The sequence below is a fragment of the Candidatus Saccharimonadia bacterium genome, assembly GCA_035544015.1.
In the GTDB taxonomy this organism is placed as follows: domain Bacteria; phylum Patescibacteriota; class Saccharimonadia; order UBA4664; family UBA4664; genus UBA5169.
Genome location: DATKIP010000093.1, coordinates 156001 through 181159 on the forward strand (window position 1 = coordinate 156001; position 25159 = coordinate 181159).

The window sequence follows — 25159 nt, forward strand, 5'->3', positions numbered from 1 at the left end:
GATTGGACTCACCGACTATACCATCATTACGCACTTTAGTCGAGGCATGCGGGTAGTGTAAAATACCCACATGACCACACCCGCCACACCCATCATTTACTACACCGACGGCAGCTGCGAGCCCAACCCTGGGGCCGGCGGATTTGCCGTTATTCGCTCTATGAAGCCACACGTGTTGGGTTCCGAACCCGTTAGCACCAACATTCGCATGGAGGGCCGGGCCCTCATTGCCGCGCTCGCCGACGCCGACGGCACCCCCTGCCTCATTCACACCGACAGTGAATTCTGGATCAACGTCATCACCAAATGGTCCCTCAATTGGGAGCGCAACGGCTGGAAAAAGAAAGGCGGCGACATCAAAAACCTCGACCTCGTGCGCGAAGTCTGCGAGCTGTACCGTGCGTCCCAGGCCCGGCTCATCTGGGTACGCGGCCACAACAACGACCCAGGCAACGAGCTGGCCGACCAATGGGCCAACCGTGCCCGCGAACAAGGCGTACAAGCAACCAAGGAGGCAGTATGAAGTTCACCGAGCAAGAAATATTTGTGATGGCCGACCGAGCTTTGGAGCAGGTAGTCAGTCAGATCAAGCCCGAACAATATACCCAAATCGTGCCGCCCGAAATCACCACCCGCCAGCCGGGATCGTCGCTGCGCCAAATCATCAACTACCACGCCTACGACGACTCGTGGGTGCCCGACACCCTGGCCGGCAAAACCGCCGCCCAGGTCGGCGCCAAATACGACGGCGATCTGCTCGGCACCGACCCCGCCGACAGCTTTAGCCGCGTGGTTGACCGCGCCGTGAAGGCGGTCGAAAGATTCCGCGAGCCCGAGCGGGTGGTGCACCTAAGCTACGGCGACTTTCCGGCCCGAGACTATCTCATCCACATCACGAGCTTCCGCGGCTTTCGGGCCTACGATATCGCCAAATTTATCGGCGCCGATACCACGCTGCCGGCCGATCTGGTCCAGGGCATGTGGGACGAACTCTCGCCGCACTGGGAAGAATACCGCGCTATGGGTGTGTTTGGGCCGGCCGTAGAGACACCACCTCACGCCGACCTGCAGGCTCGGCTGCTGGCGCTCTCGGGCCGCAACCCAGCAGCCTAAGCATCTCGCATCTCGGCTAGGGCCCTTGATAAATCGGTGAAATATGCCTATAATAACCAATTCTTATGGCTACCACCGATACCACCCTTCTCAACCCCCGTCGCGGACCCCGTTTGGGCCTCCGCAGCCTCATCGGCCTGTTGGCACTTTTGGCGCCACTGGGTTACCTAGCCGGCCGTCTCAGTACGAGCCAACTTGCTGGTAGTTACATCGCTTTTCTTGGCTCCGGCCTTGCTCTCGGCGCGCTGGGGGCTATGATTGGCATCCCGATCGGCCTGTTTTTTGGCTCGCTGCGGTCCGGCACCACCCGCCCCAGCGCCGCCCTCAGCGCCAACACCCCCGCTATGGAGCGCGACATTCTCGAGCAACTCCGGGCCGAATTGGTCGAAGACAAAGCCCTCTTTGACGCTCGCCGCGGCAGTACCACCATGTACGCACGCATCGAATATCTCATGTCGTTTTGGACTACCATCAAAGCTTCGGGCCGGCTGTTTGTGATGCAAGATGCCCACCTCCTAAACACTATCGCCACGGCCTACTACTGGCTCGAGCAAGCCACCCACCTCGAAACCCTAGCCTACGAGGCCAAATACGCAGGCAAACAAATCGACGAAGCCCGCACCGCCGAGCACCTCATCGCCGAAGCCCGGCTGCTCGACGGCCAGCTCGATGCCGCTCTTTCGCGCGCTATAGCCGAAATCGACGCCACCCGGTCATAGCCACCTCGCGCTCGGCAAAAATTAACGCTACTATAGTTCTAGCTTTTAAACGAGGATGCGTCGGATATGTCGCTCGTGCTTGCGCTCAAGAACCGTAATTCCATCATAGCCGCCAGCGATAGCCCCACACCGACGGACGGTAGTCTAGCTTTTGGTCAGTTTATGAACGTCCCCGGTCGCGCCATCCTGCTCCTGGCAGGCAACCTGGCGGCCGTGCAGCGACCCATCGTCGAAACCGTGCTACCCAAGCTCACCGCCAGCACCAGCGCCGCCACCCTGGCACAGCTCATCCAGGCCGCACTCGTGCTTGAGGTCGTGCCCCATTTGGCGGGCATGGCCGGCCGCGTCGAAATCATCGTCGCCGGCATTGATCCCGTGCGCCACACCGAAGAGCCGGGGCTGTATTACCTGGATAGCGCCCAAGATTTCTATCTGCAGCCAATCCTGGGGCAATTCGTGGCCGCCGGCGCCAATGCGGCCGTCGCGGAGGTCATCGGCGACCAAGATCTCACCGCCGCCACGGACGACGATCTCATTAATCTCGCTAAGGAATGCATCACCACCACCAAGCTGCGATGGCCCACTTCGGTAGCCCAGCACGTCCAGTTTGGCGTTATTTCGCCCGTTCGCACCCGTATACTCAATTTCTAAGGCATCATGGTTCCATCCCAGGTATAGTGGAGATATGAATTTATTCTCCGATAACACCAAGCGTCCCCTCGCCGACCGGGTGCGGCCGCGCACACTCGACGAATTTATCGGCCAAGCGCAGGTGGTGGGGGAGGGGCAATTTTTGCGCACCATGATCACACGCGGCACGCCTACCTCGCTGATCTTGTGGGGGCCGCCCGGCACCGGCAAGACCACGCTCGCGCGCATCATTGCTTCAAGCGGCGATTTTGCCTTCGAGGAAATCTCCGCCGTCACGAGCGGCCTGCCCGACGTCAAAAAGGTCATCGAGCGCGCGGCCGAACGCAAAAAACTCGGCCAGGCCACGGTGCTCTTCGTCGACGAAATCCACCGCTTCAACAAGGCCCAGCAAGACGCCTTCCTGCCCCACGTCGAAACCGGCACCATCATCCTCATCGGCGCCACCACCGAAAACCCGTCGTTTGAGGTCATCGGGCCGCTGCTGTCACGTAGTCGCGTGGTGGTACTCGAGCCTCTGTCGGCCGAGCAGATTTTGGCCATCATCGAGCGGGCCACCCGCGAACTTCCGGGCAAAGCGCTCGACGCCGATGCCGCCCGCCTGCTGGCCGAGCTCTCCGCCGGCGACGCGCGGGTGGCGCTGGGCGGGCTCGAGACCGCCGCCGAGTTAGCCGGCGGCCGCATCACGCTGGAATCGGTGAAACAAGCCATGCAAAAACCTGGCCTCAAATACGACAAAAACGGCGAATATCATTACAATCTCATCTCGGCCTACATCAAATCTCTCCGCGGCGGCTCGGCCGATGCCGCACTGTTTTACCTCGCCCGCATGCTCGAAGGCGGCGAAGACCCCAAATTTATCGCTCGGCGACTGGTTATTTTTGCCTCCGAAGACATCGGCGTGGCCGACAACACCGCGCTGCCGCTGGCCGTAGCCGCCTTTCAAGCCATCGAACGCATCGGCTTGCCCGAAGGCCGCATCATATTGAGCCAAGCCACCATCGCGCTGGCCACTGCTCCCAAAGACCGCCGGGCCTATGACGCCATCGCCGCCGCTATTACCGCGGCCCAGGAGCACCCGGCCGCCGAGGTTCCGTTGCATCTGCGCAACGCTCCTACCAAGCTCATGAAAGACTTGGGTTACGGTCAAGATTATCGCTGGCAACCCGGCTTTGAGCCCGACCAAGGCTTTTTGCCCGATGAGCTCAAGCATCAGAAATTTTTCACACCAGATCAACAGTAAGCGATAATAAGCCCGCGGCCGTTTCGCCAGGCCACCACAAAATAGCCTTTGCACTCGCAACATGCTTATGGTTTAATGAGCGCATGGCAAAGACTACCAAACAAGCGCGCGGTCGCGAAACCGACAACGCTTATTTTCTCAAAATTCTCATTTATTTTGTACTCGGACTCATTTGGGTTAAGGTCAACGGCTTCGTCGTAGTGCCCATTGGACTAATTTTGGGCATCATTATCGCCCAGCACGACCACTTCTCGATTGATCGCAAGATAGAATACGCTATTTTGCTCGTATCCGCCGTTCTCGGGCTGGCCGGCTTCGGCGCATATCTCGGCTTTTGGCTCGGCTAAGCTAAAATTCGCGTAGCAACGATCGCACGGCTACCGCCGCGACTCCCAGTATGCAGCCAAGCTGCACTGCCGACAAGACCGCGCGCATCACCTCTAAATCCTGGGGCACATACTGATACGCGATCGTAATAGCAACGGCCGGAATGAGTAATGCACCAATTTGATTGAGCGTAGAATGCTGATTCAAAGCGTTTCTCCAATAGGAATACTGCATAGTACCATAGCATAAGTGCTTTGTCAATACTGACGAATGAGCAGCGAGCCGCTAGAGTACTAACGTATGTGGATTTTTATTTGCGGTAACTTACCATTGCCGCTCATTCTCTATCTGAACTGGCATGTCACGAGAAAGTTCTTGCGCGTGCGCAAACTTTCCAAGCACGTACCCATAGCCAAACCGCGGCGCCTCGTCATTGGTTGGTGGCTCACCAATGTATCGGCGGTATTCGTGCTCATCCCCGTGCTCACCGAGCATCGACTGTTCGTCCAAGACTACCGCTGGCTGGTGTCCTATGCCCTAGCTGCCACCTTCACCATCACCGGACTGGTGCTCATGAACGACGCTTTGGGGGAGGAGCTGGCGGCCCTAGCGCATCGCCGGCGTAAAAACCCGTCTAAACCTGTTGACACTACAGCCTCAGATACGCTATAGTCACATGGTATTTGGCCTCAGCAGCCACCTGCGGGGCGTGCAAAGACTAGGAAGCGGCAGGTCTCCACGATAGGAGAAACCATCGTTGCCTAGCGCTTATTTTATGTAACTTTAGGATAGTTTGACCTCATATGAAGGCGCTTCTCGGAACCAAACTCGGTATGACCCAGCTCTTTGACGAGAGCGGTAACGTCGCACGCGTTACGCTTATTCAGGCTGGTCCCTGCGTGGTCACCCAAGTGAAAACCCAAGCAACGGACGGCTACAATGCCGTTCAAATTGGTTTTGGCGAGGCCAAGCATCAGCCCAAGCCGCAGGCCGGCCACCTCAAGCCCGCCGGCAGCAACGCTCACAAGCTGCGTGAAATCCGCATTCAGGACGTCCAGGCCGGCCACCCCGACGCCAAGACTCGCGAGGCCGCCGCGGTCGAGGCCCTGGCACTCGAGGTCGGCGCCACCATCGATGTTACCGCCTTTGAGGCTGGCGACGCGGTGCAGGTGACCGGTATTTCAAAGGGCAAAGGCTTTGCCGGTACGATCAAGCGCCACAACTTCAGCCGCGGGCCCAAGACTCACGGTTCGCGCAACTATCGCGCACCGGGTTCGATTGGTTCTGGCTATCCGGAGCACGTCTTCAAGGGCATGCGCATGGCCGGCCACATGGGCCACGAGCGCGTTACGGTTAAAGGTCTCAAGGTCGTCGTGGTAGATGCCGCCCTCGGGGTACTGGCCATTTCCGGCGCTGTGCCCGGCCCCAAGCGCGGGCTCGTAATGATCCGAGGTGCCGCATGAACAAAGTAACCGCTTACTCGAAGACGGGCACTACCCGCGAGGCTGGCCACCAGCTCGACGCGACCGTATTTGGCGTCGAGGCCAACCATGAGCTCGTCGCGCAAGCTTACCGCACCTATCTGGCCAACGGCCGCGTAGCCGGCGCCAGCACCCTCAAGCGCGGCCAAGTCGCCGGCGGTGGCAAGAAGCCCTGGAAGCAAAAAGGCACGGGCCGGGCCCGCGTCGGCTCCATCCGTGTGCCCAACTGGCGAGGCGGCGGCGTGGTGTTTGGCCCCACCGGCAACGAGAACCACACCATTACTCTGCCGGTGCGCATGAAGCGTGCCGCCATTCGCCAAGCTCTCAGCCTGCGCGCCGAGGCCGGCAATATCGTGGTAATCGAAGCGTTCACAAGCGCCGATGGCAAAGTTAAGCCCACCGTCGAGCTCCTGAGCAAAATGGGTCTCGCCGGCAGCATCCTGATGGCCGTCAGCGTCAAAGACAACCTCACCGAGCGCGCCACGCGCAACGTGGCTGGCCTCAAGGTTGTTCAGGCCCAGTACCTCAACGTCTTCGACATCATGAGCGTCGACACCATTGTTATCACCGAGAAAGCCCTCGACATGATCAAAGACTGGCTGGGAGAGAAATAATGTCACACCTCATGCTTACCCCCAAGATTAGCGAAAAAGCTATTTACCTCGCCGAACGCGGCATTTACGTGTTCGAGGTGCCGTCCGATACCAACAAGATCGAGGTGGCCAAGGCTGTCGAAGCCATGTTTAAGGTCAATGTAGTCGACGTGAACATTGCCATCACCAAGGGCAAGCTCAAGCGCTACAAGCAGATCTTTGGTCGCCAAAAAGACGTCAAGAAGGCCATGGTTAAGCTGCGGAGCGGTCAAACGATCGCCCTATTTGAGGGAGCAAAGTAATGGCTATTAAACTGTATAAACCAACCACGCCCGGCCGCCGCGGCATGACCACGGCCGACACCGAGGGACTTTCGAGGAAGCGCCCCGAAAAGTCGCTCATCGTTGCCAAGAAAACCGGCTCGGGCCGCAACAATCAAGGCAAAATCACCGTCCGCCACCGCGGTGGTGGCATGAAGCGTTTCTACCGCCTCGTCGACTTTAACTTCAAATCGGTAGCCTCGGCCAAAGTCGAAGCCCTTGAGTACGACCCCAACCGTTCGGCCCACATCGCGCTCGTGCGCATCGAAGGCGGCAAGCTAGCCTACGTGCTGGCCGGCGCCGGCATGAAGGTTGGCGACCAGCTCGCTTCGGGCGAAGAGGCCGCCATTCGCGCCGGCAATCGCCTGGCCCTCAAGAGCATTCCCGCTGGCACCCAGATCTACAACATCGAGCTCGTCCTCGGCAAGGGCGGCCAGATCGCTCGCTCCGCCGGTACCAAGGCCTCGCTGGTATCCAAAGAGTCCACCAAGGCCGGCTTCGTCCAGGTGAAGCTCCCGAGCGGCGAAGTGCGTCTCGTAAACGAAAATTGCCAGGCTACCATCGGCACCGTTGGCAACGAGCAGCACCAGAACATTAAGTACGGCTCAGCCGGCCGCCGCCGCCGCCTCGGTTGGCGCCCCGCCGTTCGCGGTAAGGCCATGAACCCCGTCGATCACCCCCACGGTGGTGGAGAAGGCGCGCAGCCCACAGCTATTTATAAATACGGCCAGAAGACGCCATGGGGCAAGCCGGCTTTGGGTCTCAAGACCCGCCGCCGCAAGTCCACCGACGCCATGATTATCCGCGGCCGCGGCAAAGGTAGGAGACGCTAGATGAGTCGTTCACTCAAAAAAGGACCCCACGTAGACCAGCGGTTGCTCGGGCGCATTGTAGCACTCCCGGCCGGTGATAAGTCGGTGCTCAAGACCTGGGCCCGCGCCTCCACCATTTCTCCCGAGATGGTCGGCCACACCATCGCCGTACACAACGGCCGCATGCACGTACCCGTGTTCGTATCTGAAAATATGGTTGGCCACAAGCTCGGCGAATTCTCGCCCACCCGCAAGTTCCGCGGCCACGGCGGTAAATTGGCGAAGAGTAAATAATGAAAACCTCAGCTACAGCTAAATTTGTCGGCACCTCGGCTCGCAAGACCGGGCTCGTGGCCGCCCTCATCCGCGGTCGTCGCGCCGTCGACGCTCAGGCCATCCTGGCCAACACCGACAAACGCGCCACCACGCCCGTGGGCAAGGTGCTCGCCTCGGCCATTGCCAACGCCGAAAACAACCACAACGCCAAAGTCGCCAACCTGGTGATCGAGGCCGTCCTTATCGGCCCCGGCCCCACGCTCAAGCGCTCCCGTCCCCGCGCCAAAGGCAGCGCCAGCGCCATCCGCAAGCGCTCCAGCCACATCACCGTCATCGTCAGCGACGGCGCATCGGTGGTAGTAGACGCAGGCAGCGCGAAGGGATCAGTCGCCTCGCCAGCCGGCGTAGGTTCTGATACCGGTTCCACCGAAAAGAAGGGTAGCGTTCGTCGGTCAGAGGCGACTGATCCCGCAGCGCCTAAAGCCAAAGCAGAGACCGCCAAAGAAGCTAAAGAGGAGGCCAAGTAATGGGCCAGAAGATCAATCCCCGCAGCATGCGCCTCCAGGTCGACCACGACTGGCAGTCACGCTGGTACGCCGACCGCGATTACGCCACCTTCCTGATCCAGGACCTCAAGTTGCGCGCGGCCATCTCGAAGAAGCTCAACAAGCGCGCCGGCGTGGCCCGTGTCGACATCGAGCGCTCGCCCGGCCAGTTGGTTGTTACCATCCACACCTCCAAGCCCGGCGTGGTCATCGGCCGCGGCGGTAGCGGCGCCGAAGAGCTCAAGACCCTGCTGGCCGCCATCGTTGGCGGTCCGGTGAAAGTCTCGATCGAAGAGGTCAAGAAGCCCGAAACCAACGCCATGCTCGTCGCCGAGAACATCGCCGGCCAGCTCGAGCGCCGCATCAGCTTCCGCCGCGCCATGAAGATGAGCGTCGAAAACGCCATGAAGAGCGGCGCGCTCGGCGCCAAAGTCGCCATCGCCGGCCGCCTCAACGGCGCCGAAATGGCCCGCCGCGAAAACGTCAGCCAGGGCAGCATTCCGCTCCACACCCTACGCGCCGACATCGACTACGCTCAGGCGCTGGCCAAGACCACCTACGGCGTCATTGGCGTGAAGGTTTGGGTATATAAAGGTTCGAAGTTTTAGGACACCGCTATGTTAATGCCAAAGAAAACCAAGTTTAGAAAGCAGATGAAGGGCGTAATGCGTGGCAATGCCACCCGTGGCACCGAGATCGCTTTTGGTACCTACGCGCTAAAGGCCGAGGCATCGGAGCGCATCACGAGCCGCCAGATCGAGGCTGCTCGCCGTGCCATGACCCGCTACGTCAAGCGTGGCGGCAAAATCTGGATCCGCATTTTCCCCGACACGCCCATCACCAAGAAGCCAGCCGAAGTCCGCATGGGTTCGGGTAAAGGCTCGGTCGACCACTACGTCGCCAAGGTCAAAACCGGCGCCATCATGTTCGAAATGGACGGCGTCGACATCGAAACCGCCAAGGAAGCCATGCGTCTAGCCGCTCACAAATTACCCATCCCCACGCGATTTATCGTCCGTGAAGTCCCGGGAGAGACCCAGTCATGATTAAGTTGAATGAAATAACCAAGAAGACCGACCAGGAACTAAACGACTTTATCGTTTCCGAACGCGCAGCATTGGCCCAGGCCATCATCGACAGCCGCACCAAGGAAGTCAAAGGCGTCAAAATTCTGGCGGCTCACAAGAAAACCATCGCCCGTGCGCTCACGCTTCGCCGCGAACGCGCGATCGCTAAAGAGGAGGCCGCGTCATGATTCGAACACTTCGGGGGACAGTTGTCTCCGACAAAATGGACAAGACGGTCGTGGTCGCGGTAAACAGTGTCAAAGAACACCCGATCTACCGTAAGAAGTACAAAGTAACCACTCGCTTCAAGGCTCACGACGCCGAGAACGCAATGCATACCGGAGACCTCGTGGAGATCACCGAGACTCGGCCATTGTCGAAAGACAAGCGCTGGGAAGTTGCCCGTAAAGTGACGGCCAAGGAGATGGAGGCCTAATATGATTCAGGCAGAAACCAGACTCAAAGTAGCCGACAACTCCGGCGCCAAGGACATCTTGTGCATCAAGGTGCTCGGTGGCTCACGCCGTCGCTACGCCCACGTTGGCGACATCATCACCGCCAGCGTCAAGTCGGCCTTGCCCGGTGCCGGCGTCAAGAAAAAAGAAATAGTTCGGGCGGTCATCGTGCGCACCGTCAAAGACACCAAGCGCGCCGACGGCTCCAGCATTCGCTTCGATGAAAACGCCGCCGTACTCATCACCAAAGACGGCCTGCCCCGCGGCACCCGCATCTTTGGCCCCATTGCCCGCGAGCTGCGCGACGGTGGCTATATGAAGATTATCTCGCTCGCTCCGGAGGTGCTGTAATGAAACTCCGTAGAGACGATAAAGTCATCGTGATCACCGGCCGCGACAAGGGCAAAACCGGCACCGTTATGGCCGTACTCCCCGCGCAAAACAAGATTGTGGTCGAGAACATCAACGTGGTAAAGCGCCACACCAAGCCCTCGCAGAAACTCCCGCGCGGCGGCATCCTGGACATCACCAAGCCTATCGACGCCTCCAAGGTCATGGTGCTCGACCCCGCCTCCGGCAAACCGGCTCGCGTTGGTTACCAGATCAAGCCCGACGGCACCAAGGAGCGCATCTTCAAGGTGAGCGCCAATCACGACAAAGCCGCCAAGAAGGCCGAGACCAAACCCGCCAAAAAGTCCCCATCACCTAGCAAAGCAGGTAAGAAGTAATGAATAGATTAAGCGAAAAATACCAGAAAACCGCCGTACCGGCACTCAAAGATGAGTTCAAGTACACCAATCCTCACCAAGTCCCCCGCATCCAGAAGGTCGTGGTGAGTGCCGGTGTGGGTCGCGCAGTCAGTGATGCCAAGCATCTCGACGCCGCGGCTGAGACGCTCGCCAAAATCACCGGTCAGCACCCCGTTACCACCATCGCCCGCAAGAGCATCGCCAGCTTCAAGCTGCGCGAAGGCAACAAGGTCGGTACCACCGTCACGCTGCGCGGGGCTCGCGCCGAAGAGTTCGTGGACCTGCTCGTGAGCGTGGTGTTGCCCCGCATCCGCGACTTCCGCGGCATTTCGGCCACCGCCTTCGATCCATTTGGCAATTACAGCCTCGGACTGCCCGATCACACCATCTTCCCGCAGATCGCCTTCGAAGAAGCCGGCGCTCCGCACGGATTGCAGATCAATGTGGTCACGAGCGCTAAAACTGCCGCCGAAGGCAAACGTTTACTACAGTTAATGGGATTTCCCTTTAGGAAGGACGCATAATGGCACGAGTAGCACTAGTCGTAAAAGCTGCGCGCAAACCGAAGTTTTCGACCCGCAAAGTCAACCGCTGCCAGGTTTGTGGTCGTCCGCGCGGTTATATCCGTAAATTCGCCCTGTGCCGGATATGCTTCCGCGAATTCGCTTCGCGCGGGCAAATCCCCGGCGTCACTAAGGCGAGTTGGTAAGGAGATAAGCTATGTTTAACGATTCAATTTCCGATCTCCTCACGCGCATCCGCAACGCCAACACGGCGCACAAGCGCTTGGTGGTGATGCCGTATTCCAAGCTCAAGGCGCAGGTCGCCGAGATCTTGGCCGCTAATGGCTTCCTCGAGGACGTCAAAGTGGCTGAGGATGGTGGCTTCAAGTCGCTCGAGCTGACGCTCCCGGCCAGCCCCGACACCATCACCTCGCTCATTCGCGTGTCCAAGCCGGGCCGCCGCGTCTACACGAGCGCTCAAGATATCCCGCTGGTTCTCGGCGGGCGCGGCCTCGTCATCGTCTCCACCTCAGGTGGCGTCATGACCGGCCGAGACGCTCGCAAGAAGGGCTTGGGCGGCGAACTAATCTGTAGGGTGTGGTAACATGAGTAGAATTGGACGAAAACCAATTATCGTGCCGGCCGGCGTCAACGTCGAGCTCAATGGCCAGCATGTCAAAGTCACCGGTCCCAAGGGCGCGCTTGAGCTAACCGTGCTCCCCGGTATCACCATCGAGCAAGACGGCTCCACGCTCACGCTCGCCCGAGCCGTAGAAACCGCCGAAACTGGCCGCTCATACGGCCTGATGCGCACGCTCGTCGACAACATGGTGGTGGGCGTTTCGAGCGGCTTCACCCGCGCGCTCGAAATCAACGGCGTCGGTTTCCGCGCTGCGGTCGCCGGTAACACCATCAATCTCAGCCTCGGATTCTCGCACCCAGTCGTGTTTACCCTGCCACAGGGGGTCGAAGCCAAGATCGAGAAGAACGTCATCACCCTCAGTGGCTTCGACAAGCAGCAAGTCGGCCAAGTCGCCGCCAACCTGCGGGCGCTCAAGAAGCCGGAGCCGTACAAGGGCAAGGGTATCAAATACGTAGAGGAGCAGATCCGCCGCAAGGCCGGCAAGACTGCTACAAAGGGTTAAAAACTATGATTAATCAAACACTAGCCAAACTCAACCGCCGCCGCGCCCGCGTTCGCTCCCGGGTATCGGGTGTGGCCGCGCGCCCGCGTCTGTCAGTCAAGATCACCCTCAGCCACGTGCAAGCCCAGCTCATCGATGACACTACCGGCCGCACGCTCGCCGCCGCCACGACCGTCGGACAAGATGTCAAAGGCACGATGACCGAAAAAGCCGTATGGGTAGGCGAAAAGATTGCCACCGCCGCCAAGGCCAAGAAGATTAAGCAGGTCGTGTTCGACCGCAACGGCCGCATCTACCACGGCCGCCTGCACGCACTCGCCGAGGCCGCCCGTAACGCTGGATTGGAGTTTTAGCATGGCTATCGAACAACAGCCCAAAGAATTCGAAGAAAAGGTCATAGCCATCGACCGCGTCGCACGCGTCGTGAAGGGTGGTCGTCGCTTCCGCTTCCGCGCCACCGTCGTGGTCGGCGATGGCAAGGGCCGCGTCGGCGTCGGCGTCGGCAAGGGCTCAGAGGTTATGACCTCTATCGCCAAGGCCGTCGCTCGTGCCAAAAGCCAAATGATCACCGTGCCGCTCAAAGATCGCACCATCCCGCACGAAATCCAGGTTCGGTTTGCCGGCGCTATCGTGCTCCTCAAGCCCGCCTCGGCTGGTACCGGCGTTATCGCCGGCGGCGCCGTCCGCAATGTCGTGGAAGTAGCCGGCATCCGAGACCTGTTGACCAAATCACTCGGCTCAAGTAATAAAGTAAACAATGCTTATGCCACCGCCCTGGCCCTTTCTCGCCTCAAAGGCGAAATCCGGCCGCTAACGCAGAGCAAGACCAAGAAGGAGCCGGCAGCCACTGCCGCATAAGGACCCGCAATGAAGATTCACGAACTCAATCTCCAGTCCGCCAAGGATAAAAAGCGCGTCGGTCGCGGTATCGGCTCAGGCTACGGCAAGACCGCCGGTCGCGGTACCAAGGGCCAAAACGCCCGTACCGGCGGCGGTGTCCGCATCGGCTTCGAGGGTGGCCAGAACCCCCTCGCCAAGCGTCTGCCCAAAAAGCGCGGCTTCACCGCTCTTTCTCACACCGAGTACCAAACCGTAAACCTCGGCTCGCTCGACCGCTTCAAGGCGGGCTCGACGATCGATGGTGCAGCGCTTGCCGCCGCGGGCCTCGTCAAGAAAGCCGGTGAGCGCATCAAGCTGCTCGGAACCGGCGAAGTTACCAAGAAATTGGTGGTCAAAGTGACCGCCGTCAGTCAGACAGCCAAAGCCGCCATCGAAGCTGCCGGTGGCTCCATCGAGTTGATCAAATACGTCGCTACCCCCAAAAAGGCCACGCGGCCCCAGCCCGCAGCCGACGACGGCAAACCAACCGCCAAGTCCGACACTAAGCCCACTGAGGAGCACACCGAGGCATAATGAACCTATCCAGTCTCAAGCAGATCTACCGTTCCCCAGATCTGCGCCGGAGGGTGCTGGTGGTTCTTGGTCTCATAATTATCTTCCGCTTCTTGGCGCACGTGCCGGTGCCAGTGCCGGACAATGCCGCGCTGTCGAATTTTCTCAAATTCATTTTCAACTCCAACAAAGTCCTCGGTTTCGCTGACGTTTTTTCCGGCGGCGCTCTGGCCAATTTCTCGATCATCATGATGGGCGTGGGCCCGTATATCAACGCGTCGATCATCATGCAGCTCCTTCAGCAGGTGGTGCCGCAGTTTGAGGCACTCTCCAAAGAGGGTGAGCAAGGCCGCCGCAAGCTCAACCAATACACTCGCCTGCTTACCCTACCGCTGGCATTGGTGCAGTCGTTTGGCATGGTGTTTCTCATTCAGCAAACCTCGATTCGCGTGGCCAACACCGACGTCATTGGGCATCCCAACCCTTTGCAATGGGCCCTCATGGTCTCGACCATCACCGCCGGCACTATGCTCCTCATGTGGATCGGCGAAATAATCACCGAAAAGGGGATTGGCAACGGCATCTCGCTCATCATCTTTTGCGGTATCGTTTCACGCCTGCCTACGAGCGCCGGACAGTTCGCTAGCCTGGCTTCCGGCGATGCGGGTAAAATCATCACCGTTATCGGGTTCTTACTCGCCACCCTCGCCATCATTGCCTTCATAGTGCTGCTCAATGAGGGCACACGCAACATCCCCGTGTCGTACGCCAAACGCACCCGTGGTGACCGTATTTTTGCCGGCGTCGACACCCATCTGCCCCTGCGCGTCATCACGGCCGGCGTTATCCCTATCATCTTTGCGCTCGCGTTTCTCTCGATCCCCGGTTTGCTCGGCCAGGTGCTCACGAGCGCCAAGACCCACTGGGTAGCCCAATTCGCATCTACGCTCAATAGCTGGTTTTCCCCCAATGGCGTCGTGTACGCGGTCTCGTATTTTGTGCTCGTGGTGGCCTTCACCTACTTCTACACCTCGGTGGTCTTCAATCCCAAAGACATTGCCGAAAACCTCCAAAAACAAGGTGGCTTCATTCCCGGCATCCGTCCCGGCAACCAAACCGCAACCTACCTCAAGCGGGTAGTCAACCGCATCACTCTGGCCGGCGCGTTCGGCCTAGGCTTCATCGCGGTACTGCCGTTTATCGGCCAAGCCTTCACCAATAGCCAGGTCCTCACCTTTGGCGGCACCGGACTGCTCATCGTGGTCTCGGTAGCTCTCGAGACTCTCAAACAACTCGAAGCCCAGGCTATCACCACCTCCTACGAACAGTATTAGGGCAAACATGGCCGACGCGAGCAACAACCGCCTCACGCTCCAGGCTTACGAAGATAATCTTCAGGCCTACATCGAAGGTACGCCGCAGACCGTGCACGGGCCGTTTCAGAAGTGGCTCGACCAAGTGCTTGGCCATATTGCGCGCGGCGGCACCATTCTCGAACTCGGCACCGCCTTTGGCCGGGACGCCGATTATATTGAGGCTCACGGCTTTCGCGTCGTGCGAACCGATGCCGTCACCGGCTTCGTCGACCTGCTCGCAGCCCAAGCGCAGGCGGCTCATCGGCTCGACGCCCTCGCCGATGATTTTGGTGGTCCCTACGACGCCGTATACGCCAATGCTGTCGTACTGCACTTCACGCCCCAACAGCTCGCAGAGGTGCTCCGCAAAGCCCACACGGCCCTCGCCAGCGATGGCATCCTAGCATTTACGGTCAAACAAGGTAGCGGTGCGGGTTGGAATACCGACAAACTAGGCGCCAAACGCTACTTTCACTATTGGACAGCCGACCCCCTGGCCGAGCTTGTGAAGTCGGCAAACTTCGAAATAATCCAGCTCGAAAGCGGATCATACCCCCACCGACCCGACACTATCTGGTTGCGGGTGATAGCCCGCAAATCCAACCCAGGAGCAAAAATCCCCGAAACAGATACAAAAGCCTTTACAACCCACTAAGATTTATCTATAATCGACAACTGTAGTCATATATGCCAGTCAAGAAGAAACCCACAAGGCCGGAACGCCCCGGCAAGCGAGCCACAAAGGAAGTAATTGAGCTCGAAGGCACCGTCCTTGAGTCTCTACCAAACGCCCTTTTTAAGGTAGAGCTCGAGAACGGCCACATTGTGTTAGCGCACATATCTGGCAAAATGAGGATGCACTATATCCGCATCATCCCAGGCGACCGGTTGACTCTGGAAATGACACCGTACGACCTTACCAAGGCCCGTATCACGTTCCGGCATAAATAATTAACGACGAGGACACCCCCGTGAAAGTACGCGCCAGCGTCAAACCAATCTGCGCCCGCTGCAAAGTCATCAAACGCGAAGGCGTGGTGCGTGTGATTTGCGAAGTGAAGCCCCGTCATAAGCAGAGGCAGGGTTAGCACGTGGCACGTATTTCCGGCGTCAACATTCCCGAGGCAAAGCGAGTCGAAATCGCCCTCACCTACGTTTTTGGTATTGGTCCCACCACTAGCCGCAAAATTTTAGCCACCACTGGCATCAACCCCGACACGCGAGTCAAGGACCTCACCGAGCCCGAAATCTCCAAGCTCCGTGAGCTCATCGACAAGAATTACCGGGTCGAAGGTGACCTCCAGCGCGAAATCAGTCTCAACATCAAGCGGCTCAAAGAAATCAACTCGTACCGCGGTTTGCGCCACAAGGCCAACCTGCCGGTCCGGGGTCAGCGCACCAAGACCAACGCCCGCACCAAGCGCGGCCGCAAGGTCACCATGGGCTCCGGTCGTAAAAAAGCGGCATCTAAGACGTAAGGAATATTCAGATGATGGCGAAACCAACCCCCAAAACCACGTCCACTGCCCGCCGGCGCAAGATCAAGCGTTCGGTTGCTACTGGTCAGATGCACGTACAGGCCACGTTCAACAATACTATCGTGACGTTTACCGACGAGCGCGGCAACGCACTATCGTGGGCCAGCTCCGGCTCCAGTGGCTTCAAGGGCAGTCGCAAAAGCACGCCCTACGCTGCGCAAACCGCCGCCGAGCGCGCCGCAACTGCCGCCAAAGATTACGGCCTCACTCGAGTTGACGTGCTCGTCAACGGCGTCGGCAGTGGCCGCGAGTCGGCTATCCGCGCCCTCACCACCATGGGCATCGCCGTCACAAGCATTAAGGACGTCACCGGCATTCCGCACGGCGGCTGCCGACCGCGAAAGGCAAGGAGAGTCTAATGGCACGCAACCTTACCCCGATCGTTAAGCTCAGCCGCCGCGAAGCCGTGGCCTTGCACCCCAAGGCCATCAAGGGCATCACCAAGCACCCCTACAAGCCGGGTCAGCACGGTCCCAACGCTGGCCGCTCCAAGCCCAGCCAGTACTCGCTCCAGCTACGCCAAAAGCAGATGGTCAAACGCATGTACGGCTTGCTCGAAAAGCAATTTGCCAAAGTCGTCCACGAGGCCGAGCGCCGCACCGGTAACTCCGGCGACATCATGCTCACCTTGCTCGAGCAGCGCTTCGACAACGCCGTCTACCGCCTCGGCATCGCCCCCAGCCGCCAATCGGCTCGTCAGCTCGTCACCCACGGCCATTTCATGCTCAACGGCCGCCGCGTCGACATCCCCTCCATCATCCTCAAACCCGGCGACGAATTTTCTGTGCGGCCCAAGAGTGCTGCAAACGCCTACTTCAAACAGCTCGGTACTGACCTCGGCGGTTCTTCCGCCCAGGTGCGGTGGCTCAGCTTCGATGCCAAAAAACTCTCCGGAAAAGTCACCGGGCTCCCTGCCCGCGAGGACATTACCGAAGAGATCCATGAACAGCTTATTATCGAATTTTACTCAAGGTAAGGAAGGACTAATTAAGTGTTACACCCGATTCAGCTCCCTGAGCTCAAGCCCACACGCGAAGACGGCAACAAGGCCACCTTCGCGGTCGAACCGCTGCACTCCGGCTACGGCATGACGCTCGGCAACAGTCTGCGCCGCGTCATCCTCTCGAGCCTTGGTGGCGCCGCCGTCACGGCCGTCAAGATCGACAGCGTTGCCCACGAATTCTCTACGATCGAAGGCGTCAAGGAAGACGTCGTCGAGATCATCCTCAACCTCAAGAAACTCCGCTTCCGCGTATTTTCCGACGAGCCGCAGTTCCTCGTGCTCACCGCCTCCGGCAAAGGCGAGGTAAAGGCTGGTGACATCAAGACCACCGCCGACGTCGAGATCGTTAACCCCGACCAGGTCATCGCCACTCTCGACACCGACAAGACCAAGCTCGGTATGGAAATCAAGGTCGAAAAGGGCCGCGGCTACGTGCCGGTCGAGAACCGCGAAGCCGAGAAGCTCGAAGTCGGCATGATCGCCGTCGACGCGCTCTACTCACCGGTCGTCCGCGTGCGCTACAACGTCGAAAACACCCGCGTCGGCCAGATGACCGACCTCGACCGCCTCGTTATGGAAATCGAGACCGACGGCACCATCACCCCAGCCGAGGCCATCCGCCAGGCTGCTGACATCCTCGTGGATCACTTCCGCGTGGTCGCCGGCAACTTCTCCGCCGAAGACACCGGCACCATCATCGGTGGCACTGCCGAATCCGGCTCAGCCAAGATCAACATCGAAGAGATCAATCTCTCGCCGCGCACCACCAACGCGCTCATCAATAACGACATTAAGTCCGTCAAGGACCTCCTCAAGCTGTCCGACACCGAACTGCGCGAGCTCAAAGGTTTCGGCTCTAAGGCCTACGAAGAGGTCAAAGAAAAAATTGCCGAACTCGGCATCTCGGACGCGGAGAAGGTAGCCTAGTATGCACCGCCATAGTTACACAGGAAGGAAATTGCAGCTCGCGGCCGGTCCGCGCCGCGCCCTCGTGCGCGGGCAGCTCACCTCGCTTACGCTTCACGAAGCCATTACCACCACACTGCCCAAGGCCAAAGAAGTCGCACCAGCCTTTGAGCGCCTGGTAACCTATGCCAAAAAAGGCACTTTGGCCGGCGGCCGCTCGTTGCGCCGTGAACTGCTTACCGAAAACGCCGTCCAAAAAATGATCCAGGAACTCGCGCCGGCCTTCGAAAGCCGTCACGGCGGGTACACCCGGATCATCAAGCTCGCCAACCGCCTGGGCGACAATGCCCCCATGGCTCGCCTGGAATTGGTGCTCGACGACATCAAGCCGGCTGTGGTTGCTTCGGCAGCACCCGCCAAAGCCAAAACCAAGGCGCCGGCCAAGACCAAAGCCGCTGCAACGAAAAAGACTGCGGTAGCCGCCACCGCCACCAATGAGGCCCCCAATGCTTAAAACCTACTCACCCAAACCTAGCGAACTCACCCACGATTGGTACATCATCGACGCCCAGGGCAAGACTCTCGGCCGGCTGGCCACGCTCGTCGCCACCTATTTGCTGGGTAAGCACAGAGTGCAATTTAGCCCCCACCTCGACTGCGGCGACAACATCGTCATCATCAACGCCGCCCAAATTGCCGTCACCGGCAACAAACTGACCGACAAAAAATACTACCACCACTCGGGCTACCCCGGCGGCATCAAAGAAACCTCGCTGGCTGAGCTCATTAGCCGCAACCCGGCCGCGGCCCTCGAAAAAGCCGTCACCGGCATGCTGCCCAAAAACAAGCTCACCGACGACCGCCTGCGCCGCCTCAAGGTCTACGCCGGCGCCGAACACCCGCACGCGGGCCAGAACCCTAAACCACTTGGAGATAACTAATGGCTGACGCTACCCACTATCATTACGCCCGTGGTCGCCGCAAAGAGGCCATTGCTACGGTACGGCTCTACCCCGGCAAGGGCGAAATCGTCGTCGGCGATAAGACCGCTGCCGATTACTTCAACAACGACGCACTCGTAACCGTCGTCGAGCAGCCCATCAAGCTGGCCGGCCAGGAGCAAAAGCTCCGCGTGAGCCTGCACGTCAAAGGCGGCGGCAAGCGCGGCCAAGCCGAAGCTGCCCAGCTCGCCATCGCCCGCGCCCTCAATGTGATGAGCGAAGACCTGCGCCCCACCCTCAAGAAAGCCGGCTTCCTCACCCGCGATCCCCGCGAAAAAGAGCGCATGAAGCCCGGCCTCAAGAAGGCCCGCAAGGCTTCGCAGTTCTCCAAGCGCTAGTCGAGTGAAGTTCTACGCCCTCGGTAACCCCCGCGACTCCGCCACCTTTCGGGAGGCCGTCGAGCGAGGATTAGCCAAAAACGGAAGTCTCTATTTCCCAACGCGTATCCCTAAGCTCTCGCGCCCGCAGCTCGAGAGCTTAGTTGATGCTACGCCGTCCGAAGTTGCCTATGTGTTGCTCTCGGCCTGGCTCGGCGACGAACTAGCCGAAGCCAACCTCCGCTCCATCATCGCCCAAGCCTGCACCTTCGAGGTGCCGGTAGTACAGGTGGGGCCCAAGGAAGTTCTGGAGGTGTTCCACGGCCCCACTGCTGCCTTCAAAGATGTCGCCGCTCGCTACTTGGCCGCCTTTATGGGCTTTTACGGAGCCGAAAACGGCCATACCAGCATCGTCCTCGTAGCGACCAGCGGCGACACCGGCGGCGCCATCGCCCAGGGATTTGCCGGCATCCCTGACACACATGTTGTGGTGCTATTTCCTCGTGGCCGCGTTAGCCAGCTCCAACGCGAACAACTCACCCGAGTAGCCGCCAACATCACGAGCCTCGAGGTAGAAGGCAGCTTCGACGACTGCCAAGACCTGGTAAAGCGCGCCCTAAACGATCCATCACTTAGCCAGCTCCACCTCACCACGGCCAACTCCATCAGCATCGGCCGACTGCTACCCCAGATAACCTACTACGTTACCGGGTCGCTGGCAGCCGGCGGCCTCCACCGGCCGCTGCGCTTCGTGGTACCCTCTGGCAACCTCGGCAACCTCACCGCCGGCACCCTCGCTCGCGCCATGGGCGCGCCGATCACCTCATTCTTAGCGGCCAACAACGCCAACAACCTGCTCCACCGCTATCTCCAGTCGCCCGAGGCCGGCACTCGTCCGGTGCAGGCCACGTTCGCCAATGCCATGGACGTGGGCCGCCCGGGCAACCTCCCGCGTCTCGCTCAGGTCTTTGGCGACCACCATAGCCAGCTCACCGCCGCCGTCACCGGGGCCACCATCACCGATGCCGAAATTATCGCCACCATCCAAAAGGTATGGACGGAGCACCACTATCTTCTCGATCCGCACACCGCCGTAGCCTGGGCCGCCAGCGACGCCCACCCGGCCGCAGCCGCCACCGATGTGATCGTGGCCACTGCCGCCCCGCAAAAATTCGCCAGCGAAATCGAAGCCCTGTGCGGCATTCCAGTCGACAACACCCAACTTTTGCAACAATTGCAGCACATCCCGGTGCGCTTCCAGGCCATGCCAAACAGCTATCAAGCCCTACTCGACGTGCTCGCGTCCGTCTCGCCGCACGCGCCCTCCACCTTATAGCTAAGCGCTACAGTTAATGGTATAATAATCCTGCTTCTAGCAGCCCTGCCGCTGGATGAATTCTTGGTGACCTTCACAACTCACGGGGGTGGGACAGCTATGACCAAATGGGATGCAAGGTGGCCCCGTCGCGCCGCCTGCAAAACTACCGAAACGGACACCATGTTTGCCCAAGGAGCGGCCCAGAATCGCGTCAAGCTGGTCTGTCTCGGCTGTCCGGTTCGAACTGAATGCTTGGCCGATGCTCTCGACAACCGCGTCGAATTTGGCGTCTGGGGTGGCAAGACCGAGCGCGAGCGCCGAGCAGTGTTGCGGCTAAACCCCGGTGTTCGCAGCTGGCGAGACGTGCTAGATGTTGCCCGTCGCCGCCACGAAGGCGAAGTAGACGCCCGTCTGCCCGAATACCCACCCGAACCGGCTCCGGTCCAGGACGAAAACCCGCCGCCAGCCAAGCCTCCACGGCCACCGTCATTGATCCCGCGTGGCTCACAAAGTGGGCGCGATCAGGCCGTGCTGGAATTCTTGCGAGACTGCTACCCGCCGAACCAGGAGCAGATGATGAGTACGGTCGCGACGGCCAAAAAACTCCACGTCGCGACCGTTACATTCCGAGCCGCCATCGCCAGCCTAGAAGCCCAGGGACTGATCACGTTTAGGCGCGGCTTCGGTCCACATCCCTCCCGCATCACCCTCCACTCCCAACCCGTCGTCACCCGGGAAACTAGCCTATCCGGCTAACCACGTCCGCCGGTTCTTGTTCTCACAAAGGACAGGAACCGGCGGCGCCCGAGCGTTATTCCGTACCTCAGCCATAAGCGCTATAATTACTCCAGTGAATCAGCACAATCAGCGGACCATCCGCGGCCTTATCATTTTCGCCGTCAGTATCGGATTGCTTGGTACTCTCGGTTTTTCGCACTTCGCTCACTTGTCGGTGGGTGAAGCTATTTATGAGACATTTATCATTCTGCTTACCCATTACGATCACTACGGGTTCACCGATACCCCGTCCCGTCTGCTCGTAATCCTCCTCATTATCTCGAGTCTTGGACTGGTTGCGTATTTACTTAAGTGGCTGGCCGAATATATGATGGGCCTTAGTGATAACGTACGCAGGTTGAGAGTGCAGGCAAAAGTCGAAAAACTAAAAAACCATTACATCGTGTGTGGACTCGGCCGAGTCGGCGCGCAAGTCGCAGGCGAAATGATGCACGAAGGCGTATCATTTGTGGGACTCGACCGCGACGAGGGCAAAGTGGCTGATGCGTTGGGGCGCGGCCAGATGGCTCTCGCCCTCGATAGCACGGTCGAAGAAGTGCTCACGTCGGTAGGCATTCAAAAAGCCGCCGGCCTCGTAGCCTGCTTGGGCGAAGATTCCCTCAACCTGTTTGTGGTGCTGGCGGCCCGCTCGCTCAACCCCAACCTCTACATTGTGGCCCGCGCCAACCGCCCCGAGAATGAAATCAAGCTCAAGCACGCCGGCGCCAATCGTGTTGCCATGCCATATCAGATCGGTGGCTACCACATGGCCTCCATGGCGTTACGCCCGAACGTGGTCGACTACATGGACGTCATGACGGGCAAAAACGGCCTTACCGAGCTCGAAGTCGAAGAAATGGTAGTGGGGGAGCACTCGCAACTAGCCGGCCATCGCCTCGGAAAAACCCTAGCCGAAGGCGAAATCGGAGCCACCGTCATCGCTATCAACGGCATCGATGGCACAAGCCGCGTGCGACCTACCGGCAAGGAGGTCATATACCCCGGCGACCGGCTCATCATACTTGGAGCCAAACGCGACCTCACACGAGCCTCGGAGCTCATCAGATGACTCTGGAGGCCTTTACCGTCACCCCCAGAGCCGCCAACGAGCGGCTCGATGTGTATTTAGCGCAGCAAACCACACGCCCCCGGAGCCAGATCCAGCGGCTGGTGAAAGCCGGGTTGGTGCTGGTAAATGATCGCCCCCAGCGCGCAAGCTACGCAGTGCAGGCGGGGGACAAACTCACGGTAGGGGAGACCTCCGCGCCAACCGGCCGCCCCTCAGCGCCCGATCTGCCCATCATCTACGAAGACGACGACCTGTTCGTAGTCGACAAACCGGCCGGCCTCCTCGTGCATCCCGGCGCCGGCAGTGGCCAGGCCGCCAGCGTGGCCGACTTTGCCCGCCCCCGCACCACCGATCCCGATGCCGAGCGGCCGGGCATTGTGCACCGGCTCGATCGTGATACATCCGGTCTGCTCATTATTGCCAAAACCCTCGAAGCCAAAGCCTTTCTGCAGGACGCCTTCAAGCGCCGCCAGATACACAAGACCTACCAACTACTCGTAGTAGGGCTGCCGTCGCACGAGGAGGCCACTATCAAGCTGCCGTTAGGCCGCCACCCAGCACATCCATTGCGGCAGACCGTGGTGAGCGGCGGCCGCGAAGCCGCTACCAGCTACCGGCTGGTGCGCAGCTTTCCAGGATTTGCGCTCCTAGAAGCCCAGCCGCAGTCCGGCCGCACACACCAGCTGCGGGTTCACTTTGCCGCTCTGGGGCACCCTGTGGCCGGCGATACCGCCTACGGCGTCCCGCGGCGGCCCCTCGGCCTGCGACGGCAATTTCTGCATGCCGCCGGGCTCCAATTTACCGCTCCCTCGGGCCGGGAGCTCCAACTCCACAGCCCACTGCCCACGGACCTCGCCGCCGCGCTTGCCCGCCTAGAATCATCCGCCGAAGCCGCGCCCAGTCCCACGGGAGACCAGTTATGACGACGAAACTCCTCCTTCACCCGCACACCGCTGCCAATCTTGCCACCTTCGCCGGCGCCGCGGGTGGCAGCGCCATATTTCATGGCGCGCCGGGTCTCGGCAAGTCCGCAGCCGTCCGCGAGCTCGCTATGCGCCTCAACTGCCTCGGCGACGAGGCCGGCCCCTGCGCCCACTGCCGCGCGATCGTCGCCGGCAACTTCCCCGATCTGTTGTGGCTCGACCGCGGCGACAAGGCCAGTCTGGGCATCGAGGCCGTTCGCGGTCTCACCGCCGAGCTGGGGCTACGGCCCTATCGCGCGGCCGCCGTGCGGATGGTCGGTATCCCCGACGCTCAGCTGCTCACTCCCGAAGCCCAAAACGCCCTCCTGAAGCTCCTCGAAGAACCACCTCCAGCCACCCTCATCATCCTCACCACCACCCGGGTGGAGGCATTACTGCTCACAGTGCGCTCGCGCTGCCGCCTAGTGCATTTTGTAGCACCCGGCGAAACGGCCGTTGCCACCCTGCTCACGAGTACCCATGGCGTCCCCGGAGCCACCGCCCAGCAGCTCGCGACCGCCGCCGGGGGAGCGCCCGGTACCGCCATCGCGCTCGTCGAGCACCCCGAAACTGCGCAGGCACTCCTCGAGCTTACGCGCCAAGCCGATGCCATTGCGTCGCACAGCCTGTTTGAACGCCTGCTCCTAGCCGCCCGATTGGCCGCACCGGGTACCGATCTGGAGCAATTCGGCTCCGCCCTCCATCGCCGCCTCATCGCCGCCACTGCAAACGGCACGCTCGGCCCCGCGCAAGCCGCCGTCCAACTCGGCGCCCTCGAGCGCTTCCGCCGCGGGCTCCAGGCCAAAATGGCGCCGCGGGTCGCGCTCGAGCGGCTCATGCTGGAGCTTGGCCAGTGATCGAGCTCACCATCGTAGTCGGCAGTTGGCTCGTCTTGCAGCGACAATTGGCCGCGCTCAGCCAAGGCCCGGCGCCGGTACTCGCTCCCAAACGCCCCAACGCGCAGCTAGCTCAGCTCGCCTCGTACGCCGACCGGCTCTATACCGAGCGCAAATGGCTCGCCGCCGAAAAAGCCTACCTCAACGTGCTCAAACTCGACCACAAAAACGTTACCGCCTACGTTCACCTCGGCATTATCTACTCCACCCAAAAAAACATGCCCGACGCCATCGAATGCTTCACTATTTCCGCTAGGCTTCGACCATCGGGCAGCTCATTCCAGAATTTAGCCCTCGCGTTCTATGATAATCGCAACTACATCAAATCAATCGCTGCCTACGAGAAAGCCATTATGTTCGAACCCCACACCCAGCGCTACGTTGGCCTCGGCAAAGCCCAGCTCAAACTGCACAATCTGGCCGCCGCCATCGAGGCCTTCGAGCACGCCGCCGAGCTTGATCCCTCGGCCCGCACCCTCCAGCGCCTGGCCGAGGCCTACGACGAGGCCGGCCGCAAGACCGACGCCGAGACCACCTACCAGCACATTCACGATCTCGATTCTGCTCTCCAACCTGCTCAAAAGCCTTGAAAGCCGAGCATTAAGCTGTTACTATATCCAAGTTGAAAA

The 25159-nt window shown here is 60.0% G+C and carries 41 protein-coding genes and 3 pseudogenes; 43 read left to right on the forward strand and 1 reads right to left on the reverse strand.

All coding sequences use genetic code 11. The annotated features are described in order from the left end of the window. Window positions 1–70: 70 nt before the first annotated feature. From VMT30_07180 to VMT30_07205, 6 genes are all read left to right on the forward strand, one after another. Window positions 71–523 (forward strand): ribonuclease H, encoded by a 453-nt coding sequence (locus VMT30_07180; GenBank protein HVQ44717.1) that lies wholly within the window; start codon window positions 71–73, stop codon window positions 521–523. Then, window positions 520–1113, forward strand: coding sequence for a TIGR03086 family protein (locus VMT30_07185; GenBank protein ID HVQ44718.1), 594 nt, complete (start codon window positions 520–522; stop codon window positions 1111–1113). Before VMT30_07180 ends, VMT30_07185 begins: the two co-directional genes overlap by 4 nt. Before the next feature lie 65 nt (window positions 1114–1178). Continuing rightward, window positions 1179–1832, forward strand: coding sequence for a hypothetical protein (locus VMT30_07190; GenBank protein HVQ44719.1), 654 nt, complete (start codon window positions 1179–1181; stop codon window positions 1830–1832). 66 nt (window positions 1833–1898) lie between these two features. Then, window positions 1899–2483 carry a hypothetical protein gene (locus tag VMT30_07195; protein ID HVQ44720.1) on the forward strand — a complete coding sequence of 195 codons (585 nt, stop codon included), beginning with the start codon at window positions 1899–1901 and terminating at the stop codon, window positions 2481–2483. Between the two features lie 34 nt (window positions 2484–2517). Further along, a complete protein-coding gene (locus tag VMT30_07200; protein HVQ44721.1) occupies window positions 2518–3723 on the forward strand; it encodes a replication-associated recombination protein A in 1206 nt (401 codons plus the stop codon). An 83-nt stretch (window positions 3724–3806) separates the two neighbouring features. Further along, complete coding sequence (locus VMT30_07205) at window positions 3807–4070, forward strand: hypothetical protein (GenBank protein HVQ44722.1); 264 nt, start codon at window positions 3807–3809, stop codon at window positions 4068–4070. A 1-nt stretch (window position 4071) separates the two neighbouring features. On the opposite strand, the gene VMT30_07210 is transcribed toward VMT30_07205, so the two are convergent. Continuing rightward, a complete protein-coding gene (locus VMT30_07210; GenBank protein HVQ44723.1) occupies window positions 4072–4257 on the reverse strand; it encodes a hypothetical protein in 186 nt (61 codons plus the stop codon). Window positions 4258–4350: 93 nt separating this feature from the next. Between VMT30_07210 and VMT30_07215 the strand changes: the two genes are divergently transcribed. The 37 genes and pseudogenes from VMT30_07215 to VMT30_07395 all read left to right on the forward strand — a co-directional run bounded on the left by VMT30_07215 (window position 4351) and on the right by VMT30_07395 (window position 25120). After that, window positions 4351–4722 carry a hypothetical protein gene (locus VMT30_07215; GenBank protein ID HVQ44724.1) on the forward strand — a complete coding sequence of 124 codons (372 nt, stop codon included), beginning with the start codon at window positions 4351–4353 and terminating at the stop codon, window positions 4720–4722. A gap of 131 nt (window positions 4723–4853) precedes the next feature. Continuing rightward, window positions 4854–5513 (forward strand): 50S ribosomal protein L3, encoded by a 660-nt coding sequence (gene rplC / locus VMT30_07220; protein ID HVQ44725.1) that lies wholly within the window; start codon window positions 4854–4856, stop codon window positions 5511–5513. Then, window positions 5510–6145, forward strand: a complete 636-nt coding sequence (rplD, locus tag VMT30_07225; GenBank protein HVQ44726.1) for a 50S ribosomal protein L4 — start codon at window positions 5510–5512, stop codon at window positions 6143–6145. The genes rplC and rplD overlap by 4 nt, the downstream gene beginning before the upstream one ends. Next, window positions 6145–6426: a 50S ribosomal protein L23 gene (gene rplW / locus VMT30_07230; protein ID HVQ44727.1), complete on the forward strand. Its 282-nt coding sequence runs from the start codon at window positions 6145–6147 to the stop codon at window positions 6424–6426. The genes rplD and rplW overlap by 1 nt, the downstream gene beginning before the upstream one ends. Next, window positions 6426–7277: a 50S ribosomal protein L2 gene (rplB, locus tag VMT30_07235; GenBank protein ID HVQ44728.1), complete on the forward strand. Its 852-nt coding sequence runs from the start codon at window positions 6426–6428 to the stop codon at window positions 7275–7277. The genes rplW and rplB overlap by 1 nt, the downstream gene beginning before the upstream one ends. After that, window positions 7278–7550 carry a 30S ribosomal protein S19 gene (rpsS, locus tag VMT30_07240; protein HVQ44729.1) on the forward strand — a complete coding sequence of 91 codons (273 nt, stop codon included), beginning with the start codon at window positions 7278–7280 and terminating at the stop codon, window positions 7548–7550. Next, window positions 7550–7876, forward strand: a pseudogene (rplV, locus tag VMT30_07245) (50S ribosomal protein L22). The gene rpsS and the pseudogene rplV overlap by 1 nt, the downstream one beginning before the upstream one ends. Before the next feature lie 182 nt (window positions 7877–8058). Next, complete coding sequence (gene rpsC, locus VMT30_07250) at window positions 8059–8685, forward strand: 30S ribosomal protein S3 (GenBank protein ID HVQ44730.1); 627 nt, start codon at window positions 8059–8061, stop codon at window positions 8683–8685. Window positions 8686–8694: 9 nt separating this feature from the next. Continuing rightward, window positions 8695–9123 carry a 50S ribosomal protein L16 gene (gene rplP / locus VMT30_07255; protein ID HVQ44731.1) on the forward strand — a complete coding sequence of 143 codons (429 nt, stop codon included), beginning with the start codon at window positions 8695–8697 and terminating at the stop codon, window positions 9121–9123. Next, window positions 9120–9332: a 50S ribosomal protein L29 gene (locus VMT30_07260; GenBank protein ID HVQ44732.1), complete on the forward strand. Its 213-nt coding sequence runs from the start codon at window positions 9120–9122 to the stop codon at window positions 9330–9332. The genes rplP and VMT30_07260 overlap by 4 nt, the downstream gene beginning before the upstream one ends. Beyond that, window positions 9329–9580 (forward strand): 30S ribosomal protein S17, encoded by a 252-nt coding sequence (gene rpsQ / locus VMT30_07265; GenBank protein HVQ44733.1) that lies wholly within the window; start codon window positions 9329–9331, stop codon window positions 9578–9580. Before VMT30_07260 ends, rpsQ begins: the two co-directional genes overlap by 4 nt. Window position 9581: 1 nt before the next feature. After that, complete coding sequence (gene rplN, locus VMT30_07270) at window positions 9582–9950, forward strand: 50S ribosomal protein L14 (protein HVQ44734.1); 369 nt, start codon at window positions 9582–9584, stop codon at window positions 9948–9950. Further along, window positions 9950–10327, forward strand: coding sequence for a 50S ribosomal protein L24 (gene rplX, locus VMT30_07275; protein ID HVQ44735.1), 378 nt, complete (start codon window positions 9950–9952; stop codon window positions 10325–10327). Before rplN ends, rplX begins: the two co-directional genes overlap by 1 nt. Further along, the gene (gene rplE, locus VMT30_07280) at window positions 10327–10872 is read left to right on the forward strand and encodes a 50S ribosomal protein L5 (protein HVQ44736.1); all 546 of its coding nucleotides are present in this window, start codon (window positions 10327–10329) and stop codon (window positions 10870–10872) included. Before rplX ends, rplE begins: the two co-directional genes overlap by 1 nt. Continuing rightward, on the forward strand, window positions 10872–11057 hold the full coding sequence (locus tag VMT30_07285) for a type Z 30S ribosomal protein S14 (GenBank protein HVQ44737.1): 186 nt from the start codon (window positions 10872–10874) through the stop codon (window positions 11055–11057). The genes rplE and VMT30_07285 overlap by 1 nt, the downstream gene beginning before the upstream one ends. Window positions 11058–11068: 11 nt before the next feature. After that, window positions 11069–11455 (forward strand): 30S ribosomal protein S8, encoded by a 387-nt coding sequence (rpsH, locus tag VMT30_07290; GenBank protein ID HVQ44738.1) that lies wholly within the window; start codon window positions 11069–11071, stop codon window positions 11453–11455. Window position 11456: 1 nt separating this feature from the next. Then, window positions 11457–11996 (forward strand): 50S ribosomal protein L6, encoded by a 540-nt coding sequence (rplF, locus tag VMT30_07295; protein ID HVQ44739.1) that lies wholly within the window; start codon window positions 11457–11459, stop codon window positions 11994–11996. Window positions 11997–12001: 5 nt separating this feature from the next. Then, window positions 12002–12349 carry a 50S ribosomal protein L18 gene (gene rplR, locus VMT30_07300; protein ID HVQ44740.1) on the forward strand — a complete coding sequence of 116 codons (348 nt, stop codon included), beginning with the start codon at window positions 12002–12004 and terminating at the stop codon, window positions 12347–12349. Window position 12350: 1 nt separating this feature from the next. Next, complete coding sequence (rpsE, locus tag VMT30_07305) at window positions 12351–12854, forward strand: 30S ribosomal protein S5 (protein ID HVQ44741.1); 504 nt, start codon at window positions 12351–12353, stop codon at window positions 12852–12854. 9 nt (window positions 12855–12863) lie between these two features. Next, window positions 12864–13298: pseudogene (gene rplO / locus VMT30_07310) on the forward strand (50S ribosomal protein L15). 110 nt (window positions 13299–13408) lie between these two features. After that, window positions 13409–14722, forward strand: a complete 1314-nt coding sequence (secY, locus tag VMT30_07315) for a preprotein translocase subunit SecY (GenBank protein ID HVQ44742.1) — start codon at window positions 13409–13411, stop codon at window positions 14720–14722. Between the two features lie 7 nt (window positions 14723–14729). Then, entirely contained in the window at window positions 14730–15398 is a 669-nt protein-coding gene (locus VMT30_07320; protein ID HVQ44743.1) for a methyltransferase domain-containing protein, read from the forward strand. 32 nt (window positions 15399–15430) lie between these two features. Further along, the gene (gene infA, locus VMT30_07325) at window positions 15431–15694 is read left to right on the forward strand and encodes a translation initiation factor IF-1 (protein HVQ44744.1); all 264 of its coding nucleotides are present in this window, start codon (window positions 15431–15433) and stop codon (window positions 15692–15694) included. A gap of 20 nt (window positions 15695–15714) precedes the next feature. Continuing rightward, entirely contained in the window at window positions 15715–15831 is a 117-nt protein-coding gene (gene rpmJ, locus VMT30_07330; protein ID HVQ44745.1) for a 50S ribosomal protein L36, read from the forward strand. Window positions 15832–15834: 3 nt separating this feature from the next. After that, on the forward strand, window positions 15835–16221 hold the full coding sequence (gene rpsM / locus VMT30_07335; protein HVQ44746.1) for a 30S ribosomal protein S13: 387 nt from the start codon (window positions 15835–15837) through the stop codon (window positions 16219–16221). 14 nt (window positions 16222–16235) lie between these two features. Further along, window positions 16236–16640, forward strand: a complete 405-nt coding sequence (gene rpsK / locus VMT30_07340; GenBank protein HVQ44747.1) for a 30S ribosomal protein S11 — start codon at window positions 16236–16238, stop codon at window positions 16638–16640. Continuing rightward, window positions 16640–17257, forward strand: coding sequence for a 30S ribosomal protein S4 (rpsD, locus tag VMT30_07345; GenBank protein ID HVQ44748.1), 618 nt, complete (start codon window positions 16640–16642; stop codon window positions 17255–17257). Before rpsK ends, rpsD begins: the two co-directional genes overlap by 1 nt. Window positions 17258–17272: 15 nt before the next feature. Continuing rightward, window positions 17273–18211, forward strand: coding sequence for a DNA-directed RNA polymerase subunit alpha (locus VMT30_07350; GenBank protein HVQ44749.1), 939 nt, complete (start codon window positions 17273–17275; stop codon window positions 18209–18211). A gap of 1 nt (window position 18212) precedes the next feature. After that, window positions 18213–18704 carry a 50S ribosomal protein L17 gene (rplQ, locus tag VMT30_07355; GenBank protein ID HVQ44750.1) on the forward strand — a complete coding sequence of 164 codons (492 nt, stop codon included), beginning with the start codon at window positions 18213–18215 and terminating at the stop codon, window positions 18702–18704. Further along, window positions 18697–19131 (forward strand): 50S ribosomal protein L13, encoded by a 435-nt coding sequence (rplM, locus tag VMT30_07360; GenBank protein HVQ44751.1) that lies wholly within the window; start codon window positions 18697–18699, stop codon window positions 19129–19131. Before rplQ ends, rplM begins: the two co-directional genes overlap by 8 nt. Further along, entirely contained in the window at window positions 19131–19529 is a 399-nt protein-coding gene (rpsI, locus tag VMT30_07365; GenBank protein ID HVQ44752.1) for a 30S ribosomal protein S9, read from the forward strand. Before rplM ends, rpsI begins: the two co-directional genes overlap by 1 nt. A gap of 4 nt (window positions 19530–19533) precedes the next feature. Next, window positions 19534–20844 (forward strand): threonine synthase, encoded by a 1311-nt coding sequence (gene thrC / locus VMT30_07370; GenBank protein ID HVQ44753.1) that lies wholly within the window; start codon window positions 19534–19536, stop codon window positions 20842–20844. Window positions 20845–20943: 99 nt separating this feature from the next. After that, window positions 20944–21219: pseudogene (locus VMT30_07375) on the forward strand (WhiB family transcriptional regulator). A 457-nt stretch (window positions 21220–21676) separates the two neighbouring features. Next, the gene (locus VMT30_07380; protein ID HVQ44754.1) at window positions 21677–22672 is read left to right on the forward strand and encodes a TrkA family potassium uptake protein; all 996 of its coding nucleotides are present in this window, start codon (window positions 21677–21679) and stop codon (window positions 22670–22672) included. Further along, window positions 22669–23595 carry an RluA family pseudouridine synthase gene (locus VMT30_07385; protein ID HVQ44755.1) on the forward strand — a complete coding sequence of 309 codons (927 nt, stop codon included), beginning with the start codon at window positions 22669–22671 and terminating at the stop codon, window positions 23593–23595. Before VMT30_07380 ends, VMT30_07385 begins: the two co-directional genes overlap by 4 nt. After that, window positions 23592–24491 carry a hypothetical protein gene (locus tag VMT30_07390; GenBank protein HVQ44756.1) on the forward strand — a complete coding sequence of 300 codons (900 nt, stop codon included), beginning with the start codon at window positions 23592–23594 and terminating at the stop codon, window positions 24489–24491. Before VMT30_07385 ends, VMT30_07390 begins: the two co-directional genes overlap by 4 nt. Beyond that, window positions 24488–25120 (forward strand): tetratricopeptide repeat protein, encoded by a 633-nt coding sequence (locus VMT30_07395; protein HVQ44757.1) that lies wholly within the window; start codon window positions 24488–24490, stop codon window positions 25118–25120. The genes VMT30_07390 and VMT30_07395 overlap by 4 nt, the downstream gene beginning before the upstream one ends. Window positions 25121–25159: the final 39 nt, after the last annotated feature.

What these genes read in the sequence shown, in the direction of transcription:
- rpsE (HVQ44741.1), top strand. Translation starts at nt 12,351, where the DNA reads ATGGCTATCGAACAACAGCCCAAAGAATTCGAAGAAAAGGTCATAGCC.
- VMT30_07285 (HVQ44737.1), top strand. Translation starts at nt 10,872, where the DNA reads ATGGCACGAGTAGCACTAGTCGTAAAAGCTGCGCGCAAACCGAAGTTT.
- rpsK (HVQ44747.1), top strand. Translation starts at nt 16,236, where the DNA reads ATGGCGAAACCAACCCCCAAAACCACGTCCACTGCCCGCCGGCGCAAG.
- VMT30_07185 (HVQ44718.1), top strand. Translation starts at nt 520, where the DNA reads ATGAAGTTCACCGAGCAAGAAATATTTGTGATGGCCGACCGAGCTTTG.
- VMT30_07390 (HVQ44756.1), top strand. Translation starts at nt 23,592, where the DNA reads ATGACGACGAAACTCCTCCTTCACCCGCACACCGCTGCCAATCTTGCC.
- rpsI (HVQ44752.1), top strand. Translation starts at nt 19,131, where the DNA reads ATGGCTGACGCTACCCACTATCATTACGCCCGTGGTCGCCGCAAAGAG.
- rplR (HVQ44740.1), top strand. Translation starts at nt 12,002, where the DNA reads ATGATTAATCAAACACTAGCCAAACTCAACCGCCGCCGCGCCCGCGTT.
- VMT30_07320 (HVQ44743.1), top strand. Translation starts at nt 14,730, where the DNA reads ATGGCCGACGCGAGCAACAACCGCCTCACGCTCCAGGCTTACGAAGAT.
- VMT30_07195 (HVQ44720.1), top strand. Translation starts at nt 1,899, where the DNA reads ATGTCGCTCGTGCTTGCGCTCAAGAACCGTAATTCCATCATAGCCGCC.
- rplF (HVQ44739.1), top strand. Translation starts at nt 11,457, where the DNA reads ATGAGTAGAATTGGACGAAAACCAATTATCGTGCCGGCCGGCGTCAAC.
- VMT30_07180 (HVQ44717.1), top strand. Translation starts at nt 71, where the DNA reads ATGACCACACCCGCCACACCCATCATTTACTACACCGACGGCAGCTGC.
- rplX (HVQ44735.1), top strand. Translation starts at nt 9,950, where the DNA reads ATGAAACTCCGTAGAGACGATAAAGTCATCGTGATCACCGGCCGCGAC.
- rplD (HVQ44726.1), top strand. Translation starts at nt 5,510, where the DNA reads ATGAACAAAGTAACCGCTTACTCGAAGACGGGCACTACCCGCGAGGCT.
- infA (HVQ44744.1), top strand. Translation starts at nt 15,431, where the DNA reads ATGCCAGTCAAGAAGAAACCCACAAGGCCGGAACGCCCCGGCAAGCGA.
- rpsC (HVQ44730.1), top strand. Translation starts at nt 8,059, where the DNA reads ATGGGCCAGAAGATCAATCCCCGCAGCATGCGCCTCCAGGTCGACCAC.
- rpsQ (HVQ44733.1), top strand. Translation starts at nt 9,329, where the DNA reads ATGATTCGAACACTTCGGGGGACAGTTGTCTCCGACAAAATGGACAAG.
- rpsD (HVQ44748.1), top strand. Translation starts at nt 16,640, where the DNA reads ATGGCACGCAACCTTACCCCGATCGTTAAGCTCAGCCGCCGCGAAGCC.
- secY (HVQ44742.1), top strand. Translation starts at nt 13,409, where the DNA reads ATGAACCTATCCAGTCTCAAGCAGATCTACCGTTCCCCAGATCTGCGC.
- rplC (HVQ44725.1), top strand. Translation starts at nt 4,854, where the DNA reads ATGAAGGCGCTTCTCGGAACCAAACTCGGTATGACCCAGCTCTTTGAC.
- rplB (HVQ44728.1), top strand. Translation starts at nt 6,426, where the DNA reads ATGGCTATTAAACTGTATAAACCAACCACGCCCGGCCGCCGCGGCATG.
- rplN (HVQ44734.1), top strand. Translation starts at nt 9,582, where the DNA reads ATGATTCAGGCAGAAACCAGACTCAAAGTAGCCGACAACTCCGGCGCC.
- rplP (HVQ44731.1), top strand. Translation starts at nt 8,695, where the DNA reads ATGTTAATGCCAAAGAAAACCAAGTTTAGAAAGCAGATGAAGGGCGTA.
- VMT30_07205 (HVQ44722.1), top strand. Translation starts at nt 3,807, where the DNA reads ATGGCAAAGACTACCAAACAAGCGCGCGGTCGCGAAACCGACAACGCT.
- VMT30_07385 (HVQ44755.1), top strand. Translation starts at nt 22,669, where the DNA reads ATGACTCTGGAGGCCTTTACCGTCACCCCCAGAGCCGCCAACGAGCGG.
- rpsS (HVQ44729.1), top strand. Translation starts at nt 7,278, where the DNA reads ATGAGTCGTTCACTCAAAAAAGGACCCCACGTAGACCAGCGGTTGCTC.
- rplQ (HVQ44750.1), top strand. Translation starts at nt 18,213, where the DNA reads ATGCACCGCCATAGTTACACAGGAAGGAAATTGCAGCTCGCGGCCGGT.
- VMT30_07200 (HVQ44721.1), top strand. Translation starts at nt 2,518, where the DNA reads ATGAATTTATTCTCCGATAACACCAAGCGTCCCCTCGCCGACCGGGTG.
- VMT30_07190 (HVQ44719.1), top strand. Translation starts at nt 1,179, where the DNA reads ATGGCTACCACCGATACCACCCTTCTCAACCCCCGTCGCGGACCCCGT.
- rplW (HVQ44727.1), top strand. Translation starts at nt 6,145, where the DNA reads ATGTCACACCTCATGCTTACCCCCAAGATTAGCGAAAAAGCTATTTAC.
- VMT30_07260 (HVQ44732.1), top strand. Translation starts at nt 9,120, where the DNA reads ATGATTAAGTTGAATGAAATAACCAAGAAGACCGACCAGGAACTAAAC.
- VMT30_07215 (HVQ44724.1), top strand. Translation starts at nt 4,351, where the DNA reads ATGTGGATTTTTATTTGCGGTAACTTACCATTGCCGCTCATTCTCTAT.
- rplE (HVQ44736.1), top strand. Translation starts at nt 10,327, where the DNA reads ATGAATAGATTAAGCGAAAAATACCAGAAAACCGCCGTACCGGCACTC.
- rpsH (HVQ44738.1), top strand. Translation starts at nt 11,069, where the DNA reads ATGTTTAACGATTCAATTTCCGATCTCCTCACGCGCATCCGCAACGCC.
- rplM (HVQ44751.1), top strand. Translation starts at nt 18,697, where the DNA reads ATGCTTAAAACCTACTCACCCAAACCTAGCGAACTCACCCACGATTGG.